Raw genomic sequence first — 20,645 nt, forward strand, 5'->3', positions numbered from 1 at the left:
GTATTAATAATTAGGCTTATCTCCATTGAATAAGATAATAATGACTAAGACTGAGAGGAATGAGAGCCAGCAGAAAGAAAAGAGGGCGAGTAAAGAGATCAATTTTTTCCAACGATGACTTTGCAAGAAACTTTGCTTGGTGTGAGTATGAGTCGCCACTGTCACCATACTATTTGCCGGTAGAGGAAGAGAATTTGCCTGCGGTTGTTCGGGCATAGTTGTTATTGAGCCAGGATCACCACCGTCTTGTAAGTTTTGTGGTTTTTCACCCACTGCTACCTGGCTAACAGAGCCAGTATAGCGCACACCTTTGCGTGGAATAGTATGGATAAGAGACTCTTTAAGCCCGACTTGAATAAATGCTTTACGCAGCATATAGAGTTGCCCGTAGTAGCTGCTTTCGCTAACTGCCCCACGTTGTTCTTTCCATACCTGATTAATAATTTGTTCTTTCTCAGTTACCCCATTAAGCAACAGTTGCAAGAATCGCAGGTTATTCTCAGTCAATATGACAACTGAACCATCAGGACCATTTAAACAACGTTGTGTGGGGGAAAATAGCACCGTTCCTTCTAATTTAAACACAATCTCATTTGTCTCCATATTGACTGCTACCTATCCTGTATAAGGTGTTTATTTATTCTTTGAGTACGTTAAGATTTTATCTTGCCGTGGGTAAGTTAAGTTTATCCTGAATGAATATTTCTCTTTGATATTTTGTATCGGGAATTTGGTTTTTACTATGTGATAACAAGATTAAGATTATTAATTTATTATTGATTTGTCTTTTTTAATTCTCAATCTTCTGTAATGGTAACTCGGCATATTCTGCATGATGCCATTTTAATTAACAAGATGGTATTGGTCGTAAATATAATATTTGTTATTTTTAGTTATCACTATTTCTTATTTGTATATTATATCCTTTATCATCATTGATGACTTTTTACTACTCTTCTGTATTTTTCATGTTTTTTTATATTTTTTAATTTTAATATGTTAAATATGATTTTTGTTATTAATTAAGTGGCATGGTTGGCGAATCTGTTGTTGCATATCTACCTTATGAGCATTGAGGTAAACTGTAATAGCCTTAATTATGCAATACCTTGAATTGGAGTGGGGCCATTATGACTATGGATCTGTTTTCCCAGTTACCGGGCGAACCTTGGACTGAAGAGTTGGCTCCGGGGGCAATGGTTTTGCATCATTATGCGCAGGAGCAAGCGCCGCTATTGTTAGCAGAAGTTACGGCAATTACCGAACTTGCTGTTTTTCGGCATTTAATTACCCCCGGTGGTTATCGAATGTCGGTTGCCATGAGTAATTGCGGCTCGGTGGGCTGGGTCAGCGATGCACAGGGTTATCGCTACAGTCCAATTGACCCATTAACAACAAATCCTTGGCCCGCTATACCACCCCATTTTATGGCGCTAGCTATTTCTGCTGCGCGCGAAGCGGGTTTTGCACATTTTCAACCCGACGCGTGCTTGATAAACCGTTACGAAGTCGGCGCTAAGTTATCATTACATCAAGATAAAGACGAGCTGGATTTACGCCAACCCATTGTTTCGGTCTCGTTAGGATTACCCGCAATATTTCAGTTTGGTGGATTGTCTCGTGAGGCAAAATGCCAACGAGTTTTACTGACCGAAGGGGATGTTGTGGTGTGGGGCGGGCCGTCTCGTCTGAATTATCATGGTGTATTGCCCATTAAACCGGGTTTTTCTCCCGGGGCGGGTGCGTATCGGATTAATTTGACCTTTCGTTGTACCGGGGCGCTGAGAAGTTATGAGGTTCTAAATAGATAACCCCCAGTCCTGCCTGGCAGAACTGAGGGCTAGATGATGCTTATTGAGATCTTTACTGCTGTTGGCGGTCCTTTTTATGCAGCAACATATACACCGCCGGAATAACTAGCATCGAAAGCAGCGGTGCACTGACCATCCCGCCGATCATTGGCGCAGCAATACGTTGCATGACTTCTGAACCGGTTCCTCCTCCCCACATAATGGGAAGCAAGCCAGCCATAATAGTGGCGACAGTCATGGCTTTTGGCCGCACGCGCAGTACCGCACCTTCATGAATAGCCGCGCTCATCTCACTGGCCGTCATCGCCATTCCTGGCCGCTGATGTTTTTTCACCGCCTGATTAAGATACAGCACCATAATCACGCCAAACTCTGCTGCGACCCCCGCCAAAGCGATAAAGCCCACCGCCGCAGCTACTGAAAAGTTATATCCCAAACCATAAAGCAGCCACACCCCGCCAATTAAGGCAAAGGGTAGCGTTGCCATGATCAGGGCGGCATCGCGGACACTGCTGAAAGTGACATACAGCAGCACGAAAATAATCATCAGAGTCACCGGCAGCACAATTTTCAGTTTCGCGGTGGCCCGCTCCAGATATTCAAACTGCCCAGACCAACTGAGTGACACTCCCTCTGGCAGCTTCACTTGTTGCGCGACAGCCTGTTGCATATCGGTGACGGCTGATTTCAAATCCCGCCCACGTAGATCAACATAAACCCAGTCCGATAGACGGGCATTTTCACTTTTTAGCATTGGCGGGCCTTCAGCTACCTTGATATCTGCCAGTTCTGATAATGCCACTTGCCCACCACTGGCAGTCACGACCGGTAAATCACGTAATTTCTGTAGTGAATCACGTATTTCTCGCGGGTAACGCAAGTTGATGGGATAACGCTCACGCCCTTCAATGGTTTCACCGATGTTTTGCCCGCCAATCACCGTTTCCACCAGTGATTGCAACTCTTTGACTGAAACGCCATAACGGGCAGCCCGCTGGCGATCAATATCAATATCCACATAGCGCCCATCGGCCAAGCGCTCAGAGAGAGCCGAGGTTACGCCCGGTACTTTGCGCACCACTTGCTCAATTTGTTGTGCAACCTGCTCAATCTGCTGCACATTCTTACCATTGACCTTGATCCCTACCGGACTTTTAATCCCGGTAGATAGCATGTCCAATCGATTACGGATTGGCGGTACCCACAGATTAGCAATTCCGGGAATATTAACGGTTGCATCCAGTTCCTCGATCAATTTATCCATGGTCATGCCGGGCCGCCACTGATCTTTGGGCTTAAAACGAATGGTGGTTTCGATCATGGTGAGTGGGGCGGGATCAGTGGCTGTCTCTGCACGCCCAGCTTTGCCAAATACTGTATCCACTTCCGGCACAGTTTTGATCAGGCGATCGGTTTGTTGCAGTAAATGGCTAGCTTCCCGCACGGAAATCCCCGGCAAGGTCGAGGGCATATACAGCAAATCGCCTTCATCCAACGCGGGCATAAATTCGCTACCCAGACGGCTGAGCGGATAGAGCGTTGCGAGTAATAATATGCCCGCAATCGCCAAGGTGGTTTTTGGCCGCGCCAGCACGGCGGTTAACACCGGATGATAAAGGGCAATCAAACCACGGTTAATAGGGTTGGCATTTTCATCAGGGATCTTTCCGCGAATAAAATAGCCCATTAACACCGGCACCAGTGTGATGGCTAAACCGGCAGAAACCGCCATGGCATAGGTTTTGGTAAAGGCCAGTGGAGAAAACATGCGCCCCTCCTGTGCCTGTAAGGTAAATACCGGAATAAATGACAAGGTAATTATCAATAAACTGCAAAATAGCGCTGGGCCAACTTCGGTTGCCGCCTGTTCTGAAATGCGCCAATAATCCTGACTGACGGGCGTTTGTCCGGGGTGATCCCGTCGCCATTGCTCCAATACTTTGTGCATGTTTTCGATCATGACGATCGCCGCATCGACCATGGCACCGATAGCAATGGCAATCCCCCCCAGGGACATGATATTGGCATTAACCCCCTGATAGTGCATCACAATAAAGGCACCGAGGATCCCCAATGGCAGGGTGATTATGGCCACCAACGCCGAGCGGAAGTGGAACAAAAACAGTGAGCAGATGACGGCGACGACTAAAAATTCTTCCAATAATTTAAACGACAAGCTATCGATGGCCTGAGTTATCAGTTGTGAGCGGTCATAAACCGGCACGATTTCTACTCCAGCGGGCAAACTGCGCTGAATCTGTTGCAGTTTCTCTTTCACGCCATTGATAGTTTCCAGTGCGTTTTTGCCATAGCGCATCACAATGATGCCGCCCGCCACTTCGCCTTCGCCATTCAGCTCTGCCACGCCGCGCCGCATCTCTGGCCCCATACGCACGCTGGCAACATCGGACAGCAAAATCGGAATGCCATCACGGGCAGTTATCACAATATTCCTGAAGTCATCCAGAGTTTTCAGGTAGCCACTGGCTCGCACCATGTATTCGGCGGCCCCCATCTCTAATACTGAACCCCCAGCTTCTTGGTTGCTGTCGCTAATGGCGCTGGCTATTTGCTGATGGGAGAGATTCAGCGCTCGCATCCGTTCGGGGTCTAACACCACTTGATACTGGCGCACCATACCGCCGACACTGGCGACTTCAGAGACATTTGGCACGGTTTTTAGCTCAAATTTCAGTGTCCAATCCTGCAGTGCGCGCAAGTCCGCCAGACTGTGTTTGCCGGTGCGATCAATTAAGGCATATTCATAGATCCAGCCGACGCCAGTGGCATCCGGCCCCAGTGAGGCCTTGGCTTCGGCTGGTAGCGTGGATTGTACTTGGCTAAGGTATTCCAGCACTCGTGAGCGCGCCCAGTAAGGATCGGTCCCATCGTCAAACAATACATAGACATAGGCGTCGCCGAACATAGAAAAGCCGCGCACCGTTTTGGCTCCGGGCACTGACAGCATGGTGGTGGTTAGCGGGTAAGTCACCTGATCTTCCACCACTTGTGGTGCTTTGCCGGGATAACTGACGCGAATGATCACCTGTGTATCTGACAGATCCGGCAGGGCATCCAGCGGTGTCTGTTGCAGGGACCAAATTCCCCATGCCGCCATCATCACTGCCCCCAATAGCACCAACAGCCGGTTACGTAATGACCAGCGGATAATGGCAGCAATCATAAGTGGCTCCCATGAATATCCGTGCTGTTATTGGTTTTTACTGGCTTGATGTGGCGGATCTGTGCCCCTTCATCACTTAAGGTAAAGGTGAAATTAACCTGACTGCCAACCCTAATCTCTGGTGATAAATCGCCCGGAGGCAGGAGGAAGTCCATGGTCATCGCTCCCCATTTCAATGCCGCAATTGGGCCATGAGATAAGGTAATGGTGGCGCCGTTAATGGCGTTGACTTCCCCTTGTACTGAATAGATATCGACGGGGGTCGCTGTGCTGTTATCCATGACCGGATCTGGGGTTTCTGGCAAGTCATCCATTTGTGGCAGAGCACTTTGCAAACTGGCTTCCGAATCAATCAAGAATTGCCCAGACGTCACCACCCGTTGGCCACTGCTCAGCCCGGATTTGATCTCAACCCAGCCATCTTGAGTTTGTCCAGCACTGACCTCCACTGGCTTAAAGTGACCATTTCCTTGCGCCAGCAACACGCGGTTGCGGTTGCCTGTCATCAGCAAAGCTTCCTGCGGAATAGCCAGCACTGATTCAAGGTTATCTGGTTGTGCCGATTGCACATTCAGGTACATACCCGGTTTCAACTTATGTTGCGGGTTCTCGAGTACGATCCTTGCTTTCAGCGTGCGGGTGGCGAGATCCATATTGGGTAATAATTCACTGACTTTACCGTGGAAAGTTTCCCCCGGCCAACTGGCGGTGGTGGCGGAAATTTCACTGCCAATAGAGACTAAACTGGCCTGTGACTGTGGATAATCCACGACGATCCACACCGGATCGAGACTGGCTAATTCAAACAGTGATTGGGTCGCTGTCACTTGTGCGCCTGCACGAATATCCAACTTACTCACATAACCATCGGCAGGGGAGCGCAATGTCACTCGAGTTTGTGGTTGGCCGCTTTTCTCTACACTACGAATCACCTCTTCTGGCATAAATTGCAGTTGTAGCCGTTGACGGGCGGCGGCGGTTAATGAGCTGTCGCCTAATTGCCGAATGGCCAGATATTCTTGCTGAGCGGCACTCCAATCGGGCACCCATAGCTGAGCCAATGGTTGGTTTTTCGTGACCGGTTGCTGGTCGGCTCGAACATAGAGTTGCTCGATAATACCGTTGGCCCGCGCCGCGATAACCTGCACACCACGTTCGTCCGTCGCCACTGTGCCGTAGCCAGCAAGGCGATAGTTGAGTGCGCGCATCTCTGCCGGGGCGGTTCGCACCCCCAAGTTTTGCTGCTGACGGGCGCTGATCGTCACGCCGCCATCTTCTTCGGTTTCACCGGCATAGCGCGGCACCAGTTCCATATCCATAAAGGGCGATTTTCCCGGTTTATCAAAACGTTGGCCGGGGGACATCGGATCATACCAGTAGAGCACTTTGCGGCTGTTTTCAGCGGGGACGTCAGTGGCAAGCGCAGATGTGGCATGGGGCGCAGGCCTGCCTAATAGATAGCCAGTGAGGCCGCTAATCACGGCAACCGCGACTAAGGTCAGACTAAATAACTTTTTCATCGCACGCTCTCCTGCGGGGTCAGATAACGGATGGCGGCCCAGGTGCGGGCTAATTCACGGGCGGCATTGCTGGTATTTAGCTGGCTGTCGAGTAGGGCGCGCCGTGCTTCCAGCACTGAGCTCAAATCGCTTTTATTGGCTTGGTACTGCGCCATCATCAAATCAACACGTTGTTTTTGCAGCGGTAAAACCTCATTAGTCTGCCGCTGCCATAGTTGTTGCGTGGCCTGATACTGCGCCAGCAGAGTGTCGAGCTGCGCCCGATGGTCACGGGTCAGTAATGTCAGTTGGTCATTGGCTTCCATCGTGCGCGAGACATCGGCGGCATAGTCTTTATCCTGGCGCTGTGAGCGGAACAGCGGCAGATCGACAGTAATCATCACGCCAGCCATATCTTCATATTCGTCCGCACGTTTGGCGTAATAGACTTCAATGCCGACATCGGGGGTGGCGGCAATAGCCGATTGTGCCGAGCGCGCTTTGGCGACTTCGGCCTCACGGCTGGCGAGTAAGATTTCTGGATGCTGCTTGATGGCATCACGCAAGACAGTGATATCAGCCGGTAGGCGGGTGAAAGAGGGCAGTGGGCCATTGATGTGCTGGACCTCAATACCGGTCAACTGAGTCAGTTGGGTCTGCGCCAAAGCCACATCGCGTTGCGCGGTGGTTAGCCTGTCTTGCATGGCAGAGAGTGTCAGACGTGCATCCAACACGTTACTGGGTAAAGTACCGCCGCTGGCAACGCCGGCACGTTGCAGCCCGACCTGTTTTTCGCTCTCCTGCACCAAGATTTTGGCATCACTCACTGCTTGCTCGGTCAGCGCCAGATCCAGCCAGGCTTGCGCCGTCTCTTTTTGTAGTCGGGTACGAATGGTTTCACTGCCCGCCGCTGTTTTACGGGCTTCAGCACTCAGGGTATCGGCTTTTCTCTGGCGTTTATCACTGCTGACATAATCCTGCATGATACCCACCCGCTGCATCGTCATACCCTCACGGGTAAAACGGCGGGCATTGTTGCCACCTACCGGCAGGTTTTCAATGCCAAATTTCAGTTTGGGGTCCGGTAATTGGGTGGCAGAGCTTGCCATGTTTTCTAAGGCATTGACTTGGTGCTGATTAGCCGACAATTCAGCAGAGTAGCGCTCGGCGGAAACCAGCGCCTGCTCCAGTGTGATATCGGCGGCATAGCCAATGGCGGGCAGGCTAAATGCTGCCGCCATCAATAGACTGGCGAATCTCAAACGCAAGGTAGCCGAAGGCCGCACCTGCTGAGGGTGATTAAATTGAGGGTTCATTTTGGCTCCCGCCTTACGGTTGCTGGGCTGAAATGGCGGTGAGCTGATAGCCTTGTTCGGTCTGGCGGAAGCTGAATGTGACCTGGGCACCCACAGGAAGAGGGGCGGCCACCAGATTATCCGGCAGGTCGAAAGTCATGGTCATGGGGGGCCAGTTCAGGGCCGCAATTGCACTGTGGGCGATGGAAACACTGGCGGCATTCCAGGCTTTTATTTGCCCGCGAGAGTGGTAACTGTGGTTGTCAGTTACAGCATTGTTGGCAGTTGCAGTATCGGCCATCATCGCCCCGTGGTCATGGGACATTGGCATGCTGTCAGCCATAGGAGTAGAGGCCGCGAAAACAGGGGTCGAGAACAGCGCCGCAGCGCAGAGCATAATGCCCGCAGTAGCGGAGACAGCGTTAGATAAGGTACTCATAGGAATAGCTCCAAAACATAAAGTAAACACAACACGACAAAATGGCGTGAATAACGTGGTTAAAAATGTCTGGATCTATTCTCTAAATCGGCAGAAGGCGATTTCAGTGGGGGGGCCGACAATGGGCGGGCTGTGCCAGTCAAAATGATGAACACGTGGCGTCTGTTGTACATTCGCCAACACTAATTCGGTGTGGGTCGGCAATGCTGCCAGCACCAGCATCCCGCTATCAGATTGAATAGAATCTGGCAGGCAGTGTTTATCACATAGTGAGTTTTGCGCCTGACCATGCGACATATCCATCATTGATGGCATGGCGTGCATTGAGTGTTGCACATTACCCGGCTGTAAATGCCCTTGATGCTGGGTAAATACCGGTGAGGCGGTCGGGGTTATATCGCATTGATGGCCCGCAATGGCCAATTGTGCATTGAGGATCAGCCAGCAGGCAACCAGCAGCATACCGCACAGGCGCATTTTACTGGCGCGCATCCGGTGCATAAGCTGTGGTATTCCCTTAAAAGCTGGCATGGTTACCCTGAATAAGTGGCGGCATTAAATAATGCTGTCAGCGAGTATAGGACTATCCCCCTGTTTTTAGAATGGTTTTGTCCGGTTGCACCGAATGAAATGAAAGGTTACTGAAACGTTAGTTGGCTGAATTTATTCACTTTATCATTAAGCTAAGTGCCAAAAGAGAGTCGGTCAAGGGTGAAAATTTACGTATCTTTAAATAGTTTTTGCGGTAAAAAACGCGCCAGTTTACACCGGCGCGGAGAGTTAAGTATCCGTTAACCTTACCAGGAATAGCTGACTGTCGCGGTAGCTACACGGCCACTACCGTAGAAACAGGCCGCTGTTTGTGCGCAACTGGCAACATATTCTTTGTTAAACACATTGTTGACGTTAACTTGCAAACTGGTGCCTTTCATTGCAGGTAAAGCTTGCCCCAGTTCATAGCGCATCATCCAGTCATACAGCGTTACCGCCGGGACTTTAAAACTGTTTTTCGCATCACCCCAACTGGTGCCGATATAGCGCACGCCAACACCGGTGGATAAACCATCGACGACACCTTTATCAAAGGTATACATTCCCCATAATGAGGCGGAATGGTTAGGTGTACGGGCTGGCATTTTGCCTAATTCCGCCGGTGTCTTGGTTTCGCGAACTTTCCCTTTGGCGTAAGTATAAGCGGCAATCAGGTTGATATTGTCGTTAATCTCACTGTTTAACTGAGTTTCGATCCCCTGGGATTGCACTTCACCAATGGGGACGTTGTAGGCCAGCGCCTGATCGTATTGGCTGATATTTTTCTGGCGTAAATCATACAAGGCGGTGGTCAACAGAGTACTGCTGCCCGGTGGTTGGTATTTGAGACCAATCTCGACCTGACGTGCGGTTACTGGGTCCAATGCCCCGGTGCCCGGTGCGCCTTTGGCGGTGCTAGGTTCAAATGAGGTGCTGTAACTGACGTACGGAGAAATACCGGAATCAAAGGCATAGAGCACCCCAGCGCGGCCGGTGAAAGCATGGTCATCTTGTTGATCTTGCGTGACGGTTTTGCGGCTCAGAGTTTTCAACTGCGACCAGTCATAACGCCCGGATAACAGGAAGTTCCACTTATCCAGTTCAATCTGATCTTGTAAATAGATACCCACCTGATCGAGCTTGGTCAGATCACTGCTATTAAGTGATAAATCACTGTCTTTAATATTCAGGCCATAAACCGGTGACACCCAGTCCAGATTATATTTTGTCTGCACTGTGCCCATAAAGAATTGGCTATCAATACGAGTACGTTTGTAATCCAACCCGGTCAATACCGTGTGGTTCAATTGGCCGGTCCAGAAATCGGCTTGCAGCTGGTTATCAACGGCAAACTCAGCTGTGGTTTGGCGCTCAATTTGTGGACGACGAGTCATGGTGCGGTTATCGGCCAGTAAATTCATAAAGACTAAGTATTTATAGTCTTGCTTGTTGTAGCTGTAGCGCAGGTTCTGACGGAATTTAAACGTGTCATTGATGTAGTGCTCAAGCGCATAGCCGACAGAAGTTTGCTCGCGTTCAGACTGATCAAATGAAGGGTCGCTGACGTTAAAATCGTAAGGGATTTTGCCGTACGCAGTACCAAACACGGTGCCGGTTGCTGGCAAGAAGTTACGCGAGCCGGCTTTGGGCTCTTTCTGATAACTGGTCAGTAGGGTAAAGGTTGTGTCTTCGTTCGGGATAAAAGTTAATGCCGGTGCAATAGCAAAACGCTCTTGTTTATAGCTATTAACCGCATCGTCCTGTTTTCTGCCAATCCCATTCAGGCGATAGAGAACTTTCCCTTCATCATCCAATACACCGCCGAAGTCGAAGGCGGCTTCTGCCAGGCTATTATTACCGGCACCGACCTGTACCTTATGAATACTTTCTGCGGTCGGGCGCTTGCTGACCATATTGATCAGGCCACCTGGGTTGACCTGGCCGTACAGCACGGATGCGGGGCCACGAATGACTTCAACTCGCTCCAGCAGCCAGGGATCAATTTGACCACCACGACGAGCGCCACCCAGAGAGTTATAACTTAAGCCATCAAGAAAGCGCGGTGCATAGCCGAAACCACGAATGATAACTTCGTCATTCATGTTGGAGCCGCCACGATATTCAGGTACCACACCTGCGGTATAGCGCAATGCCTGAGCCACTGAGGTTGCGCCCTGATCTTGCATTTGTTGGCTGGTAATAACGGCAACGGATTGCGGAGTGCGGATCAGTGGGGTATCGGTTTTGGTGCCGGTTGAACTATTTTTAGCGACGAAGCCATCATCTTGTTGTCCGCTGCCCGCTTTGGCAACAACCACTAATTTGTCTTCTTTTGCCGCTGCCGCGTCTTTGGCTGTGGTGGCAGCAAAAGCCGGGAGCGTCGGTATTAATATTAATGCTGAGGTGAATAATAAGGTTTTTGATGTATAGCCTGCCCGGAATGGCAATGTCCTTGACATTTTCTTGCCAGAAATATCAAACATGATTTATCCCTACCTAAAACATAATAAAAATATTTAAAGCCCATAAAGTGGGGCTTTGATGCCATCCGGGTTCTGTTATTGCCCGGTATGATTTAATGACTTATAAGAAAAAGTTTATCCATTCACTCAGTTGCGACACCACAATGCACCCATACCAATATTGCGATAATGGGGTGATACCTTAGAGAGAACGCGCACTATGTTATTGCAAATAATAATAGTTCTCAATACTATTTGTATTCACATAAGAATCACGAATATATTTAACTTTCTATCAAGCCGCTACCGGACATGAATTTGCACGATGAGTGGTTAATAGACTCGAGCAATAAAATTAAGAGGATTGAGTGTGAGCACGACAAATGAGTATCCGGATAGTCAGAGCTTGTTAGCAGACCCTTTGGCCGGTAGTGATTCATGGTGGCAGCACATAGCGCAGTGGGGAACACCGTTGGTGGAGCCGGCAGCCGCTGGCAAAGTAAAACTGACTTTTCTCTGGCGCGATCGGCAGGGCAAGGCGCACGACTCGGTTTATAGCCGGGTCTATATCGACGTCAATGGTGTGACAGACCACCATAGTGTGAATCCGGAAACCCTCCAGCGCTTGGGCCAGACTGACGTGTGGTATTGGCAAGCCGAGGTAGAGTCTGATTTTCGTGGCAGTTATTGCTTTATTCCTGTTGCCGCAGAGCAGTGCTTAAATTTACCCGAGGGCACGCCACAAGAGCGGCGTCAGGCACAGCGGAATTGGTGGATTTCATTGCTGGACTTGGCCGAAAACGACCCATTGAATCATACGGCGGCGCATTGCAGCTACCGGGGGATGCCGCTGTCTGGAGTGCACTTAGCGGATGCCTTGCCGCAAGCTGCCTGGCAGCCGATTGATGCCGGACAAAAACTGCCCATCGACCCAAAACGACTGCAACTTATCACCTGGAGCAGCCCACTGTTAGGTAACAGCCGCAAAGTGTGGATTTACCACACCCTTGATAATCAATGCGTTAGTGCTGAGGATAAGGCCGAGCGGCCTCTGGCTATCTTGCTTGATGGTCAGTATTGGGCGCAGGGGCAGACGATATTGGGGGTGTTGGATAATGAAACTGCCGCCGGTCGTTTGCCAGCCAGTGTTTATGTGTTGATCGATATTATTGACCAGCCGCATCGCTCAGAAGAGCTGCCCTGCAATCAAGATTTTTGGCAAGCACTGCAAACTGAATTATTGCCACAAGTTGCCTTGCTGCAACCCTTCACTGAGAAGGCCTCGCGTACTGTAGTGGCTGGGCAAAGTTTTGGGGGATTAGCTTCGTTATACGCCGGATTACATTGGCCGCAACGTTTTGGTTGTGTGCTGAGCCAGTCTGGCTCTTTTTGGTGGCCAGATGTCGACAATTTCAAGGCGTTGACGGCGGGAACAGCCAAACGTCAGGGCTGGCTGACGGAGCAGGTTTATCAAGGTCTGGGTGCTAACCATCCATTGGATATTTTTATGGAAGCCGGCCGCCGTGAAGATGTGATTTATCAAGTCAATGAAGCCATGAGTGAGGCACTGCGCCAAGCCGGGCATCGGCTGCACTACCGCATTTATGCGGGCGGGCACGATGCCTTATGTTGGCGCGGCGGTTTGATTGATGGACTGCAATGTTTATTAGGTTCCACTAATTCAAAACAAGGAAGTCATAACCATGAGCAATGAAACGCAAGTCAATCCGTTTGATAACGAAAATCTGCCCTTTTTGGTGCTGATCAATGAGCAGCTGCAATACAGTTTATGGCCGCAAATTACAGCGATCCCGGCCGGATGGGAACCGGTTTATGGCCCACAAACCAGAGCCGACTGTGTGAAATATCTTGAGGCTAATTGGACCGACATGCGCCCGGCCAGCTTGATTCGAGCAGAGGCTGGCCAGCGATAACGCCGGTCGTAGGTGAAAGGAATTATCGAACTGTCGTAGGTGAGAATTATTGTCGGCGCGGGTGCCGCAATAAGTCGTTTGTTGCCAAAAAAAGGAATACCCATCGTGTCAAAGGATTCAACCCCCATTTTCGCGGATGCTGCGGCTATTGAATTACCCCTGATTGCAGCACAACCCGGGATCTGGTTTGCCGACCAGCTAAGTCATCAAAAGAACCTGTTTACCGTGGCGCATTACATTGAGCTGGCAGGTCCATTGGACCGAATACTATTTAGCGCCGCCGTCAAACAAGGATTGGCTGAGGCTGATACCCTGCATGCCCGTTTTTATGATAGTCACGATGGCCCGATGCAGCGTATCCCGCTACAGCTGGATGCAGCAGACATGCCAGAACTTACATGGCTGGATTTGAGCTCTCGCGCCGATGGGCGTTTGGTAGCACTGACACTAATGCAGGACGATACCGCGGCAGACTTACCGGCGGATAGCGAGGATCTGTTGTTTCGGCACTGGGTTATCCGGGTACCGGACGAGCAAGGAAAACCTGTCTGGTTCTGGTATCAACGTTATCATCATTTATTGCTCGATGGCTTCAGTTTCACCGCAATTACCCGCCGTATTGCCGATATTTACACCGCGCTATTGCAACAAAAACCTATTGGGGAATCGCCGTTTACTCCATTTAGTGATGTAGTCAGTGAATATTTGGCTTATGCCGGCTCAGAAATCCAACAGCGTGATAAGCAATTTTGGCAACAACATACTGCGGATTTACCCGCTGCCATTTCGCTCTCATCAATAAATTCCCCTATTCGAGTAGAGCAAACTGATAATCGCGTATTGCGTCAGTGCATTGCTATCGACCCGGTGTTGTTTGGCCGCTTAACACTGCAGGGTGCTGAGCAACGTTTTGTCGCTGCGGATATGACCATGGCGCTATTGCTGATTTATTTTGCCCGTATGAGTGGCGAAATGCGCCTATCAGTGGGGTGTCCGTTTATGCGGCGCATGGGATCGGCGGCGTTGTCAGCCACTGGACCGGTGGTGAATGTCCTGCCATTGCAGGTAACTTTACAACGTGAAATGCACATTCTTGATGTGGCGCTGGTGGTAGCTAACGAGCTGAAAACAGTGCGCAAGTATCAGCGCTATGAAGCGGAGCAACTACGACGTGATTTGGGGATGGTGGGCTCCCAACGGGCGCTGTATGGCCCGGTACTGAATTTCAAAATGTTCGATTTTGCCCTTAATTTTAGTGAGATAACCGGCATTACCCACACCCTTGCCTCTGGCCCAGTCGATGATTTAGAAATTGATATTTACCTCGATAATGGTCAGTTAACGCTGGAAATACTGGCGAACGCTGAGCGTTATGACAACGCCAGCCTACTTGAGCATGGCGCGCGCATACAATTCTTGTTGCAACAGTTGGCGACTCAACCCGAAATCACTGTTGGTGAGCTCATTCTGACACCAGAAAAAGAGCTGCAATTGATTGATAGTTGGGCTAATGGCCCGGCATTAACACTGCCCGCCGGTGTGGTTTCGGTGTTGGATATCTTCCAGCAGCAAGTCAGTGCACAACAAGATGCCATCGCGGTGAGTTGTGGTGAGCAAAACCTGACTTATCGTCAGCTTTCAGCCCGTGTTGCTCAACTGGCAAGAGCACTGATTGCCCAAGGTATTGGCGCTGAAGATGTAGTGGCGATTGGTATTCCGCGAACGGTGGATTCGCTGGTTGCCATTTTGGCGGTCTTGGCCAGTGGTGCAGCTTATATGCCCCTGGATCTGGATTACCCGATGGACCGGCTGACGCTGATGTGTGAAGACGCCAGTCCGTGTTTGCTCTTGGCCCATCAATCAACCGAAAACCTATTATCACCGTTGACGGCCACGAGTGGGATGCCGCTAGTCTGTCTGGATGATGATACTTTCCGGCGTGAATGCGCCGCTTTCCCAACTCAATCCATCAGTGATCCAGAACGCCGGCAGCCAATGCAGAGTGATCATCTGGCTTACATGATTTACACCTCCGGCTCTACCGGGCGACCAAAAGGGGTAATGAGCACTCACGGTGGGTTAGTCAACTTGCTCGTGGCGCATCGTACTCATCTGTATGGCCCGGCCATGGCGGAATTTAAGCAGCATAACTCGCGGCGGATGCGTGCTGGACATACCGCGTCATTTTCCTTTGATTCCTCTTGGGAACCGCTGTTCTGGATGATGATGGGCTGCGAAATGGTCATCTTTGATGAAGAGATGCGCCGTGATGCCTACGCCTTGGTGCAGATGATGGATCAAGTGCCGATCGACACTATGGATATTACTCCGTCATTCTTCACGCAAATGATCGACAGTGGTTTGTTGGAGCAAGGGCGTCATCGACCAGCATTCATTATGATTGGCGGCGAGGCGGCGACGCCACGGTTATGGCATCTGCTGAAACAGCATCCTGAGCTGAATGTCGTCAACTTCTACGGCCCGTCGGAATACACCATTGATACCCTTGGCGCTAACACTAAAGTATCGGAGCAACCGGTTATTGGCCGCCCAGTGGCAAACACCGAAGTCTATTTGCTCGACAGTCAACTTGCCAAAGTACCGGTTGGTGTCGTCGGTGAGCTATATATTGCCGGGCCTGGCTTGGCTCGCGGCTATTTAAATCGGCCTGATTTAACGGCGGCGCGTTTTGTGGCGAACCCATTCCGTCACGGCGAAGTGATGTATCGTAGCGGTGATTTGATGCGCTGGACTGCGCACGGGCAGTTGGATTTTGTTGGTCGCATTGACCACCAAATTAAAGTGCGTGGTTTCCGCGTTGAACTGGGCGAGATAGAAAATGCGCTGGTGGCCTTGGCAGAAGTCAGCAGCGCCGTGGTTATCGCTGAAGCTATTGGCACGACGCACCGGTTGATTGGTTACTGTGCTGTACCAGATGCACAGCTGCGCGCCAGTGACGACCTCAACACCCGCTTGATGAGTCAACTGGCCGTGACCTTGCCGGATTATATGGTGCCCGCCATCCTGATCGTATTGGATGAAATGCCCCTGACAGTGAATGGCAAGATTGATCGTCAGGCGCTACCTGCTCCACAACACCGGCACCAAGCTGGTGGCCGTCAGCCGCAAACCCCACAAGAAACACTGTTATGCGAAGCTATTGCCAGTTTGCTGCGTGTCGACAGCATCGGTGCGGAAGATGACTTTTTCCAACTCGGCGGTGACAGTATTTCAGCCATGGCACTGGGTAGCAGCTTGCGCCGCGCGGGTTTCCGGTTAGCGCCACGCGAGATTTTTGCTCTGCGCACCCCTGCCCGGATGGCACCGGCGTTACAGCCATTATCTGGAGTAACATCAGCCGGAATAATAACGGCTGAAATATCAACCCCATCGGCAGCGGCTTTACCTGAAGCGCTATGGCAGGCGGCTAGTGAAAAATATGGCCCAATAGTGGATATTTTACCGGTATTGCCGTTGCAACAAGGGTTGCTGTTCCATGCTCAGCTAGGGCAAGAAGCTAATAATTACAACGCTATCAGCCGATTTGATCTTCAAGGTGAGCTAGATATCGAGCGCTTGCGCGATGCATTGGAAAGTTTGCTGCAACGCTATCCGCAACTGGGGGCGATTTTTGACAGTGAGCTGCACCATGAGCCGCTACAGATCTTGCCGCAGATCCAGAATGAGGCGCGCCGCTGGCCGTTGCAGCAATATGATCTCAGCGCACTGACCGCTGATGAACAGAGAGCTAAAACGCAGCAAATTGAGCGCGAAGGGCTGGCGCGGGATCTGGTGAGTGACACCGCGGGAACCTTACAACCTTTACTGATCGCCACCTTAATCCGCTACAGTGCCGAGCGCCACTCCTTGGTGATCATTGCTCATCATCTGGTGGGTGATGGCTGGTCCTCGGCGATCCTGCTACATGATTTACTGCATCTGTATGGTAACGACCAGGTATTACCGCCTCTTAGCGTCAGTTATGGTGACTTGATTCGCCGCATGACGGCGCGCGACTTGCAACCCGATAGGCAGGTTTGGCAGCACGCTATCCGTGGCGTCACACCAACAATTCTCTATCCCGAAGCTAACGCCGCTGGCCCGGTACACGAATGGGTTATTGAGCTGGACAGTGAACTGGAAGCTGCTCTCACCACCCTGCAACGGCGCGAGGGCATCACGCTCAACACCTTATTGCAAGGTGTCTGGGCCACCTTATTAGGGGTGCTAAGTGGTCGTGATGATGTGGTATTCGGCTCGCCGGTTTCTGGGCGTTTCAGTGACATCGACGGTATTGAACAGCATGTTGGGCTGTTCAGTAATACCATTCCAGTGCGAGTGAAATTACAGCCGCAGTTGCCACTGTTAGCGCAGTTGGCGGCCTTACAGCAACAGCAGATCCAGTTACTGGAGCACGATGGCCTTGGTTTGGGCGAGATCCAGCGCCTGGCGGGGACAAATACTTTATTTGATACCTTACTGGTGGTCGAGAACTACCCCGAAAACAACCAATTGCATCAGCAATCTTTCCACGGCCTGCGCTGTGATGCACTGAATAATCGTGGCTATACCCATTATCCACTGACCTTATTAGTGTTGCCGGGTGAGAAGTTACATCTGCAACTTGAATACCGTGATGCAGTCACTGATCCGCAGCGCTTAGCCCAGCGGCTGGTGATGTTGCTCGAATATCTGGTCTGGCAGCCAGAGTTGCCGTTATCTGCACTGGATTTACTGACGCCCGGTGAGAAAGCCTTGTTAGCATCAGTCAATGACACTGCCGTTGCTCTACCGGCGCTCACGTTATGTGATTTGATGAACCAGCAGTCACAACTGACACCACAGGCTATCGCCTTGCTTGATGTTAACGAAACCCTGACTTACCAGCAGGTAAATCAGCGAGTTAGCGCACTGGCAACCTGCCTGCGGCTGCAGGGGGTGCAACCCGGTGATCGGGTGGCAGTTGCATTGCCGCGCTCAGTTAACCTGAGTTTGGCTCTGATGGCTATTCTGGCGGCCGGTGCCGCCTATTTACCGCTGGATACCGGTTATCCTGACGATCGTTTGGCTTATATGATAAGTGATGCCAAACCGCGGTTGATTATCACAATCAATTCGTTGGCTGAGCGTTTTACCGCTCAGGCCCCCCTATTGTTGCTGGATCAATTGCCATCATCGGATCAAATGGCCCAATTACCCGCAGTGGTGATCACTCCGGATCATCCGGCTTATCTGATCTATACCTCGGGTTCTACCGGGCGGCCAAAAGGGGTTGTGGTTTCACACGCGGCTATCGTTAACCGCCTGTTATGGATGCAAAATGAATATCCGCTGGGCAGTGATGACGTGGTGTTGCAAAAGACACCGTGCAGTTTCGATGTCTCGGTGTGGGAGTTTTTCTGGCCAATGATAACTGGAGCCAGATTAGTGATGGCTCCGCCAGAAGCACATCGTGACCCAGATGCATTACGCGCCATTATTGAGGATTATGGCGTCACGACGGCGCACTTTGTGCCGTCAATGCTGGCAGCTTTTGTCAGTGCAATGCATGAGCAGCACCAACCTTGCCATAGCCTGCGACGGGTATTCTGTAGCGGCGAGGCATTATCACGCGAGCTTTCGCAGCTATACCAGCATATTTTCACTGCGCCATTACATAACTTATATGGCCCCACCGAAGCGGCGGTCGATGTCACTTATCAGCCTGCGTATGGCGATGCATTAGCGCGGGTGACCGGCAATAGCGTGCCGATCGGCAAACCGGTCTGGAATACTCAACTGCGGATTCTTGATGGCATGCTGCGCCAAGTTCCTGTCGGCATAGCGGGCGATCTCTACCTGTGTGGCGTGCAACTGGCGCACGGCTACTATGCTCGCCCAGATCTGACGGCCAGTCGTTTTGTCGCCGATCCTTATGATCGCGGGCAGCGCATGTATCGTACCGGTGATATTGCTCGCTGGTTGCCGGATGGCACGGTCGAGTATCTGGGGCGCAGCGACGATCAATTGAAAATTCGTGGCCAACGTATTGAATTAGGTGAAATTGAGTCTGCACTGTTGGAGTCGCCGCACGTTCAACAAGCGGTGGTGCATGCCCGCACTTTGGTCGGAGAAGAGGGAGCTTTAGCGGGTGCTGATACTCGCCAGTTAGTGGGCTACATTGTGCCGGTGGCTGGGGCAGAAGACATGGATATGGAAACCTTGCGTAACCAGCTCAGTGAGCGCTTACCCGCACATATGGTGCCGGTCGTCGTCATCAGCCTGAATGCTTTCCCGCTGAGTGCTAATGGCAAGCTGGATCACAAGGCATTACCCGCCCCAGTTAATCAGGCGGGCAGTGGAGGACGCGCGCCACAAGTGGGGTTGGAAAGCTTGATTGCCGGGTTATTTGCCAATTTGCTGGGAGTAGAGTCAGTCAGTGCCGATGATGATTTCTTTGCACTGGGCGGGCACTCTTTGCTGGCAATGAGACTAGCGGCTGATTTGCGCCGTGAGCTGCAACAGCCCGTCGCAGTAGGGCAGGTGATGGTGGCTTCGACAGTAGCAACATTGGCGGCAGCATTGAGCTTACCGCCATCCGAACAACCTGCGGTTAAAGCGGGTTTCAGCGAAATACTTCCCTTACGTAGTGGCAAGGGGAATCCGCTATTTTGTCTTCATCCGGCCTCAGGTTTTGCCTGGCAGTTCAGTTTATTGCCTCGTTATTTACCGGGTAGCTGGCCAGTGTTGGGGATTCAATCACCGCGCCCACATGGGGCAATTGCTACCTGTCAGGATATGGATAGCCTGTGTGATCATCATCTGGCAACGTTACGCCAGGTACAGCCGCAAGGGCCTTACCATCTTATGGGTTATTCACTGGGCGGCACCGTGGCACAGGCCATGGCGGTAAAATTGCAAGCGCAGGGTGAAGAAGTGGCTTTCTTGGGGTTATTGGATACCTATCCACCGGAAACGCAGGACTGGAACGCCCCGATTGAGGCCGAGGCACTGGACGAAGTTGAACGTGAGCGGGCTTTATTTATGGCGGCGGCCGGGGATGAGCTGGAAGAGAAGCGCGAGATGTTTGCACAAATCCAGGCTAACTATGACGATGCTGTTGGGTTGTTATCGGGCGCTAAAACACCCGTTTATGACGGTGAAACCACACTGTTTGTCGCGACTCAAACCTTACCTGCCGGAGAAACCCCCGAAGAAATTTGGCGGCCTTATGTGAAGCAGCTGCGGACTTACAATTTGGATTGCTCACATATTACGATGATGTCACCAGAGACATTAAAAGTTTTAGGGCCGATTTTGCAGCAGATATTTAGGGAGATTAAGTCGTTGTCATAGCGGGATTATTGGCATCTATGATGCAGGGTGTGTGGGCGCACACACCCGCGCCTACGCGCTCTTCGCTCAGCAACTCAAATATGCTTTTAACCTCAAAACCTCAAAACCTCAAAACCTAAAATCTATGGTTCTGATGTTGAATTTCTCTTTTGACG

11 protein-coding genes are annotated in these 20,645 nt (G+C 51.0%); 4 read left to right on the forward strand and 7 right to left on the reverse strand.

Annotated elements, in window-relative coordinates; translation table 11 throughout:
• Positions 1-3: 3 nt before the first annotated feature.
• Positions 4-603: a winged helix-turn-helix domain-containing protein gene (locus N0H69_RS06285; protein WP_050150772.1), complete on the reverse strand. Its 600-nt coding sequence runs from the start codon at positions 601-603 to the stop codon at positions 4-6.
• A 527-nt stretch (positions 604-1,130) separates the two neighbouring features.
• Between N0H69_RS06285 and alkB the strand changes: the two genes are divergently transcribed.
• Positions 1,131-1,811: a DNA oxidative demethylase AlkB gene (gene alkB / locus N0H69_RS06290; RefSeq protein ID WP_050150774.1), complete on the forward strand. Its 681-nt coding sequence runs from the start codon at positions 1,131-1,133 to the stop codon at positions 1,809-1,811.
• Positions 1,812-1,863: 52 nt separating this feature from the next.
• On the opposite strand, the gene N0H69_RS06295 is transcribed toward alkB, so the two are convergent.
• From N0H69_RS06295 to N0H69_RS06320, 6 genes are all read right to left on the reverse strand, one after another.
• Entirely contained in the window at positions 1,864-4,995 is a 3,132-nt protein-coding gene (locus tag N0H69_RS06295; RefSeq protein ID WP_050145731.1) for an efflux RND transporter permease subunit, read from the reverse strand.
• A complete protein-coding gene (locus tag N0H69_RS06300) occupies positions 4,992-6,515 on the reverse strand; it encodes an efflux RND transporter periplasmic adaptor subunit (RefSeq protein WP_050150776.1) in 1,524 nt (507 codons plus the stop codon). Before N0H69_RS06300 ends, N0H69_RS06295 begins: the two co-directional genes overlap by 4 nt.
• Positions 6,512-7,810 carry a TolC family protein gene (locus N0H69_RS06305; protein ID WP_050108547.1) on the reverse strand — a complete coding sequence of 433 codons (1,299 nt, stop codon included), beginning with the start codon at positions 7,808-7,810 and terminating at the stop codon, positions 6,512-6,514. The genes N0H69_RS06300 and N0H69_RS06305 overlap by 4 nt, the downstream gene beginning before the upstream one ends.
• Positions 7,811-7,823: 13 nt before the next feature.
• Complete coding sequence (locus tag N0H69_RS06310; protein ID WP_050150778.1) at positions 7,824-8,228, reverse strand: copper-binding protein; 405 nt, start codon at positions 8,226-8,228, stop codon at positions 7,824-7,826.
• A gap of 75 nt (positions 8,229-8,303) precedes the next feature.
• A complete protein-coding gene (locus N0H69_RS06315) occupies positions 8,304-8,729 on the reverse strand; it encodes a hypothetical protein (RefSeq protein ID WP_050123413.1) in 426 nt (141 codons plus the stop codon).
• Positions 8,730-9,025: 296 nt separating this feature from the next.
• Positions 9,026-11,242 carry a TonB-dependent siderophore receptor gene (locus N0H69_RS06320; protein WP_050108541.1) on the reverse strand — a complete coding sequence of 739 codons (2,217 nt, stop codon included), beginning with the start codon at positions 11,240-11,242 and terminating at the stop codon, positions 9,026-9,028.
• Positions 11,243-11,591: 349 nt separating this feature from the next.
• Here N0H69_RS06320 and fes point away from each other — a divergent pair, with 349 nt between their 5' ends.
• The 3 genes from fes (at position 11,592) to N0H69_RS06335 (ending at position 20,490) form a co-directional block, all read left to right on the forward strand.
• Complete coding sequence (fes, locus tag N0H69_RS06325; RefSeq protein ID WP_050150780.1) at positions 11,592-12,935, forward strand: enterochelin esterase; 1,344 nt, start codon at positions 11,592-11,594, stop codon at positions 12,933-12,935.
• Entirely contained in the window at positions 12,925-13,155 is a 231-nt protein-coding gene (locus tag N0H69_RS06330) for an MbtH family protein (protein WP_050123419.1), read from the forward strand. The genes fes and N0H69_RS06330 overlap by 11 nt, the downstream gene beginning before the upstream one ends.
• Positions 13,156-13,260: 105 nt before the next feature.
• On the forward strand, positions 13,261-20,490 hold the full coding sequence (locus tag N0H69_RS06335; protein ID WP_050150782.1) for a non-ribosomal peptide synthetase: 7,230 nt from the start codon (positions 13,261-13,263) through the stop codon (positions 20,488-20,490).
• Positions 20,491-20,645: the final 155 nt, after the last annotated feature.

Source organism: Yersinia alsatica, assembly GCF_025133195.1.
Lineage (GTDB): Bacteria > Pseudomonadota > Gammaproteobacteria > Enterobacterales > Enterobacteriaceae > Yersinia > Yersinia alsatica.

What these genes read in the sequence shown, in the direction of transcription:
- N0H69_RS06285 (WP_050150772.1), bottom strand. Translation starts at nt 603, where the DNA reads ATGGAGACAAATGAGATTGTGTTTAAATTAGAAGGAACGGTGCTATTT.
- alkB (WP_050150774.1), top strand. Translation starts at nt 1,131, where the DNA reads ATGACTATGGATCTGTTTTCCCAGTTACCGGGCGAACCTTGGACTGAA.
- N0H69_RS06295 (WP_050145731.1), bottom strand. Translation starts at nt 4,995, where the DNA reads ATGATTGCTGCCATTATCCGCTGGTCATTACGTAACCGGCTGTTGGTG.
- N0H69_RS06300 (WP_050150776.1), bottom strand. Translation starts at nt 6,515, where the DNA reads ATGAAAAAGTTATTTAGTCTGACCTTAGTCGCGGTTGCCGTGATTAGC.
- N0H69_RS06305 (WP_050108547.1), bottom strand. Translation starts at nt 7,810, where the DNA reads ATGAACCCTCAATTTAATCACCCTCAGCAGGTGCGGCCTTCGGCTACC.
- N0H69_RS06310 (WP_050150778.1), bottom strand. Translation starts at nt 8,228, where the DNA reads ATGAGTACCTTATCTAACGCTGTCTCCGCTACTGCGGGCATTATGCTC.
- N0H69_RS06315 (WP_050123413.1), bottom strand. Translation starts at nt 8,729, where the DNA reads ATGCACCGGATGCGCGCCAGTAAAATGCGCCTGTGCGGTATGCTGCTG.
- N0H69_RS06320 (WP_050108541.1), bottom strand. Translation starts at nt 11,242, where the DNA reads ATGTTTGATATTTCTGGCAAGAAAATGTCAAGGACATTGCCATTCCGG.
- N0H69_RS06330 (WP_050123419.1), top strand. Translation starts at nt 12,925, where the DNA reads ATGAGCAATGAAACGCAAGTCAATCCGTTTGATAACGAAAATCTGCCC.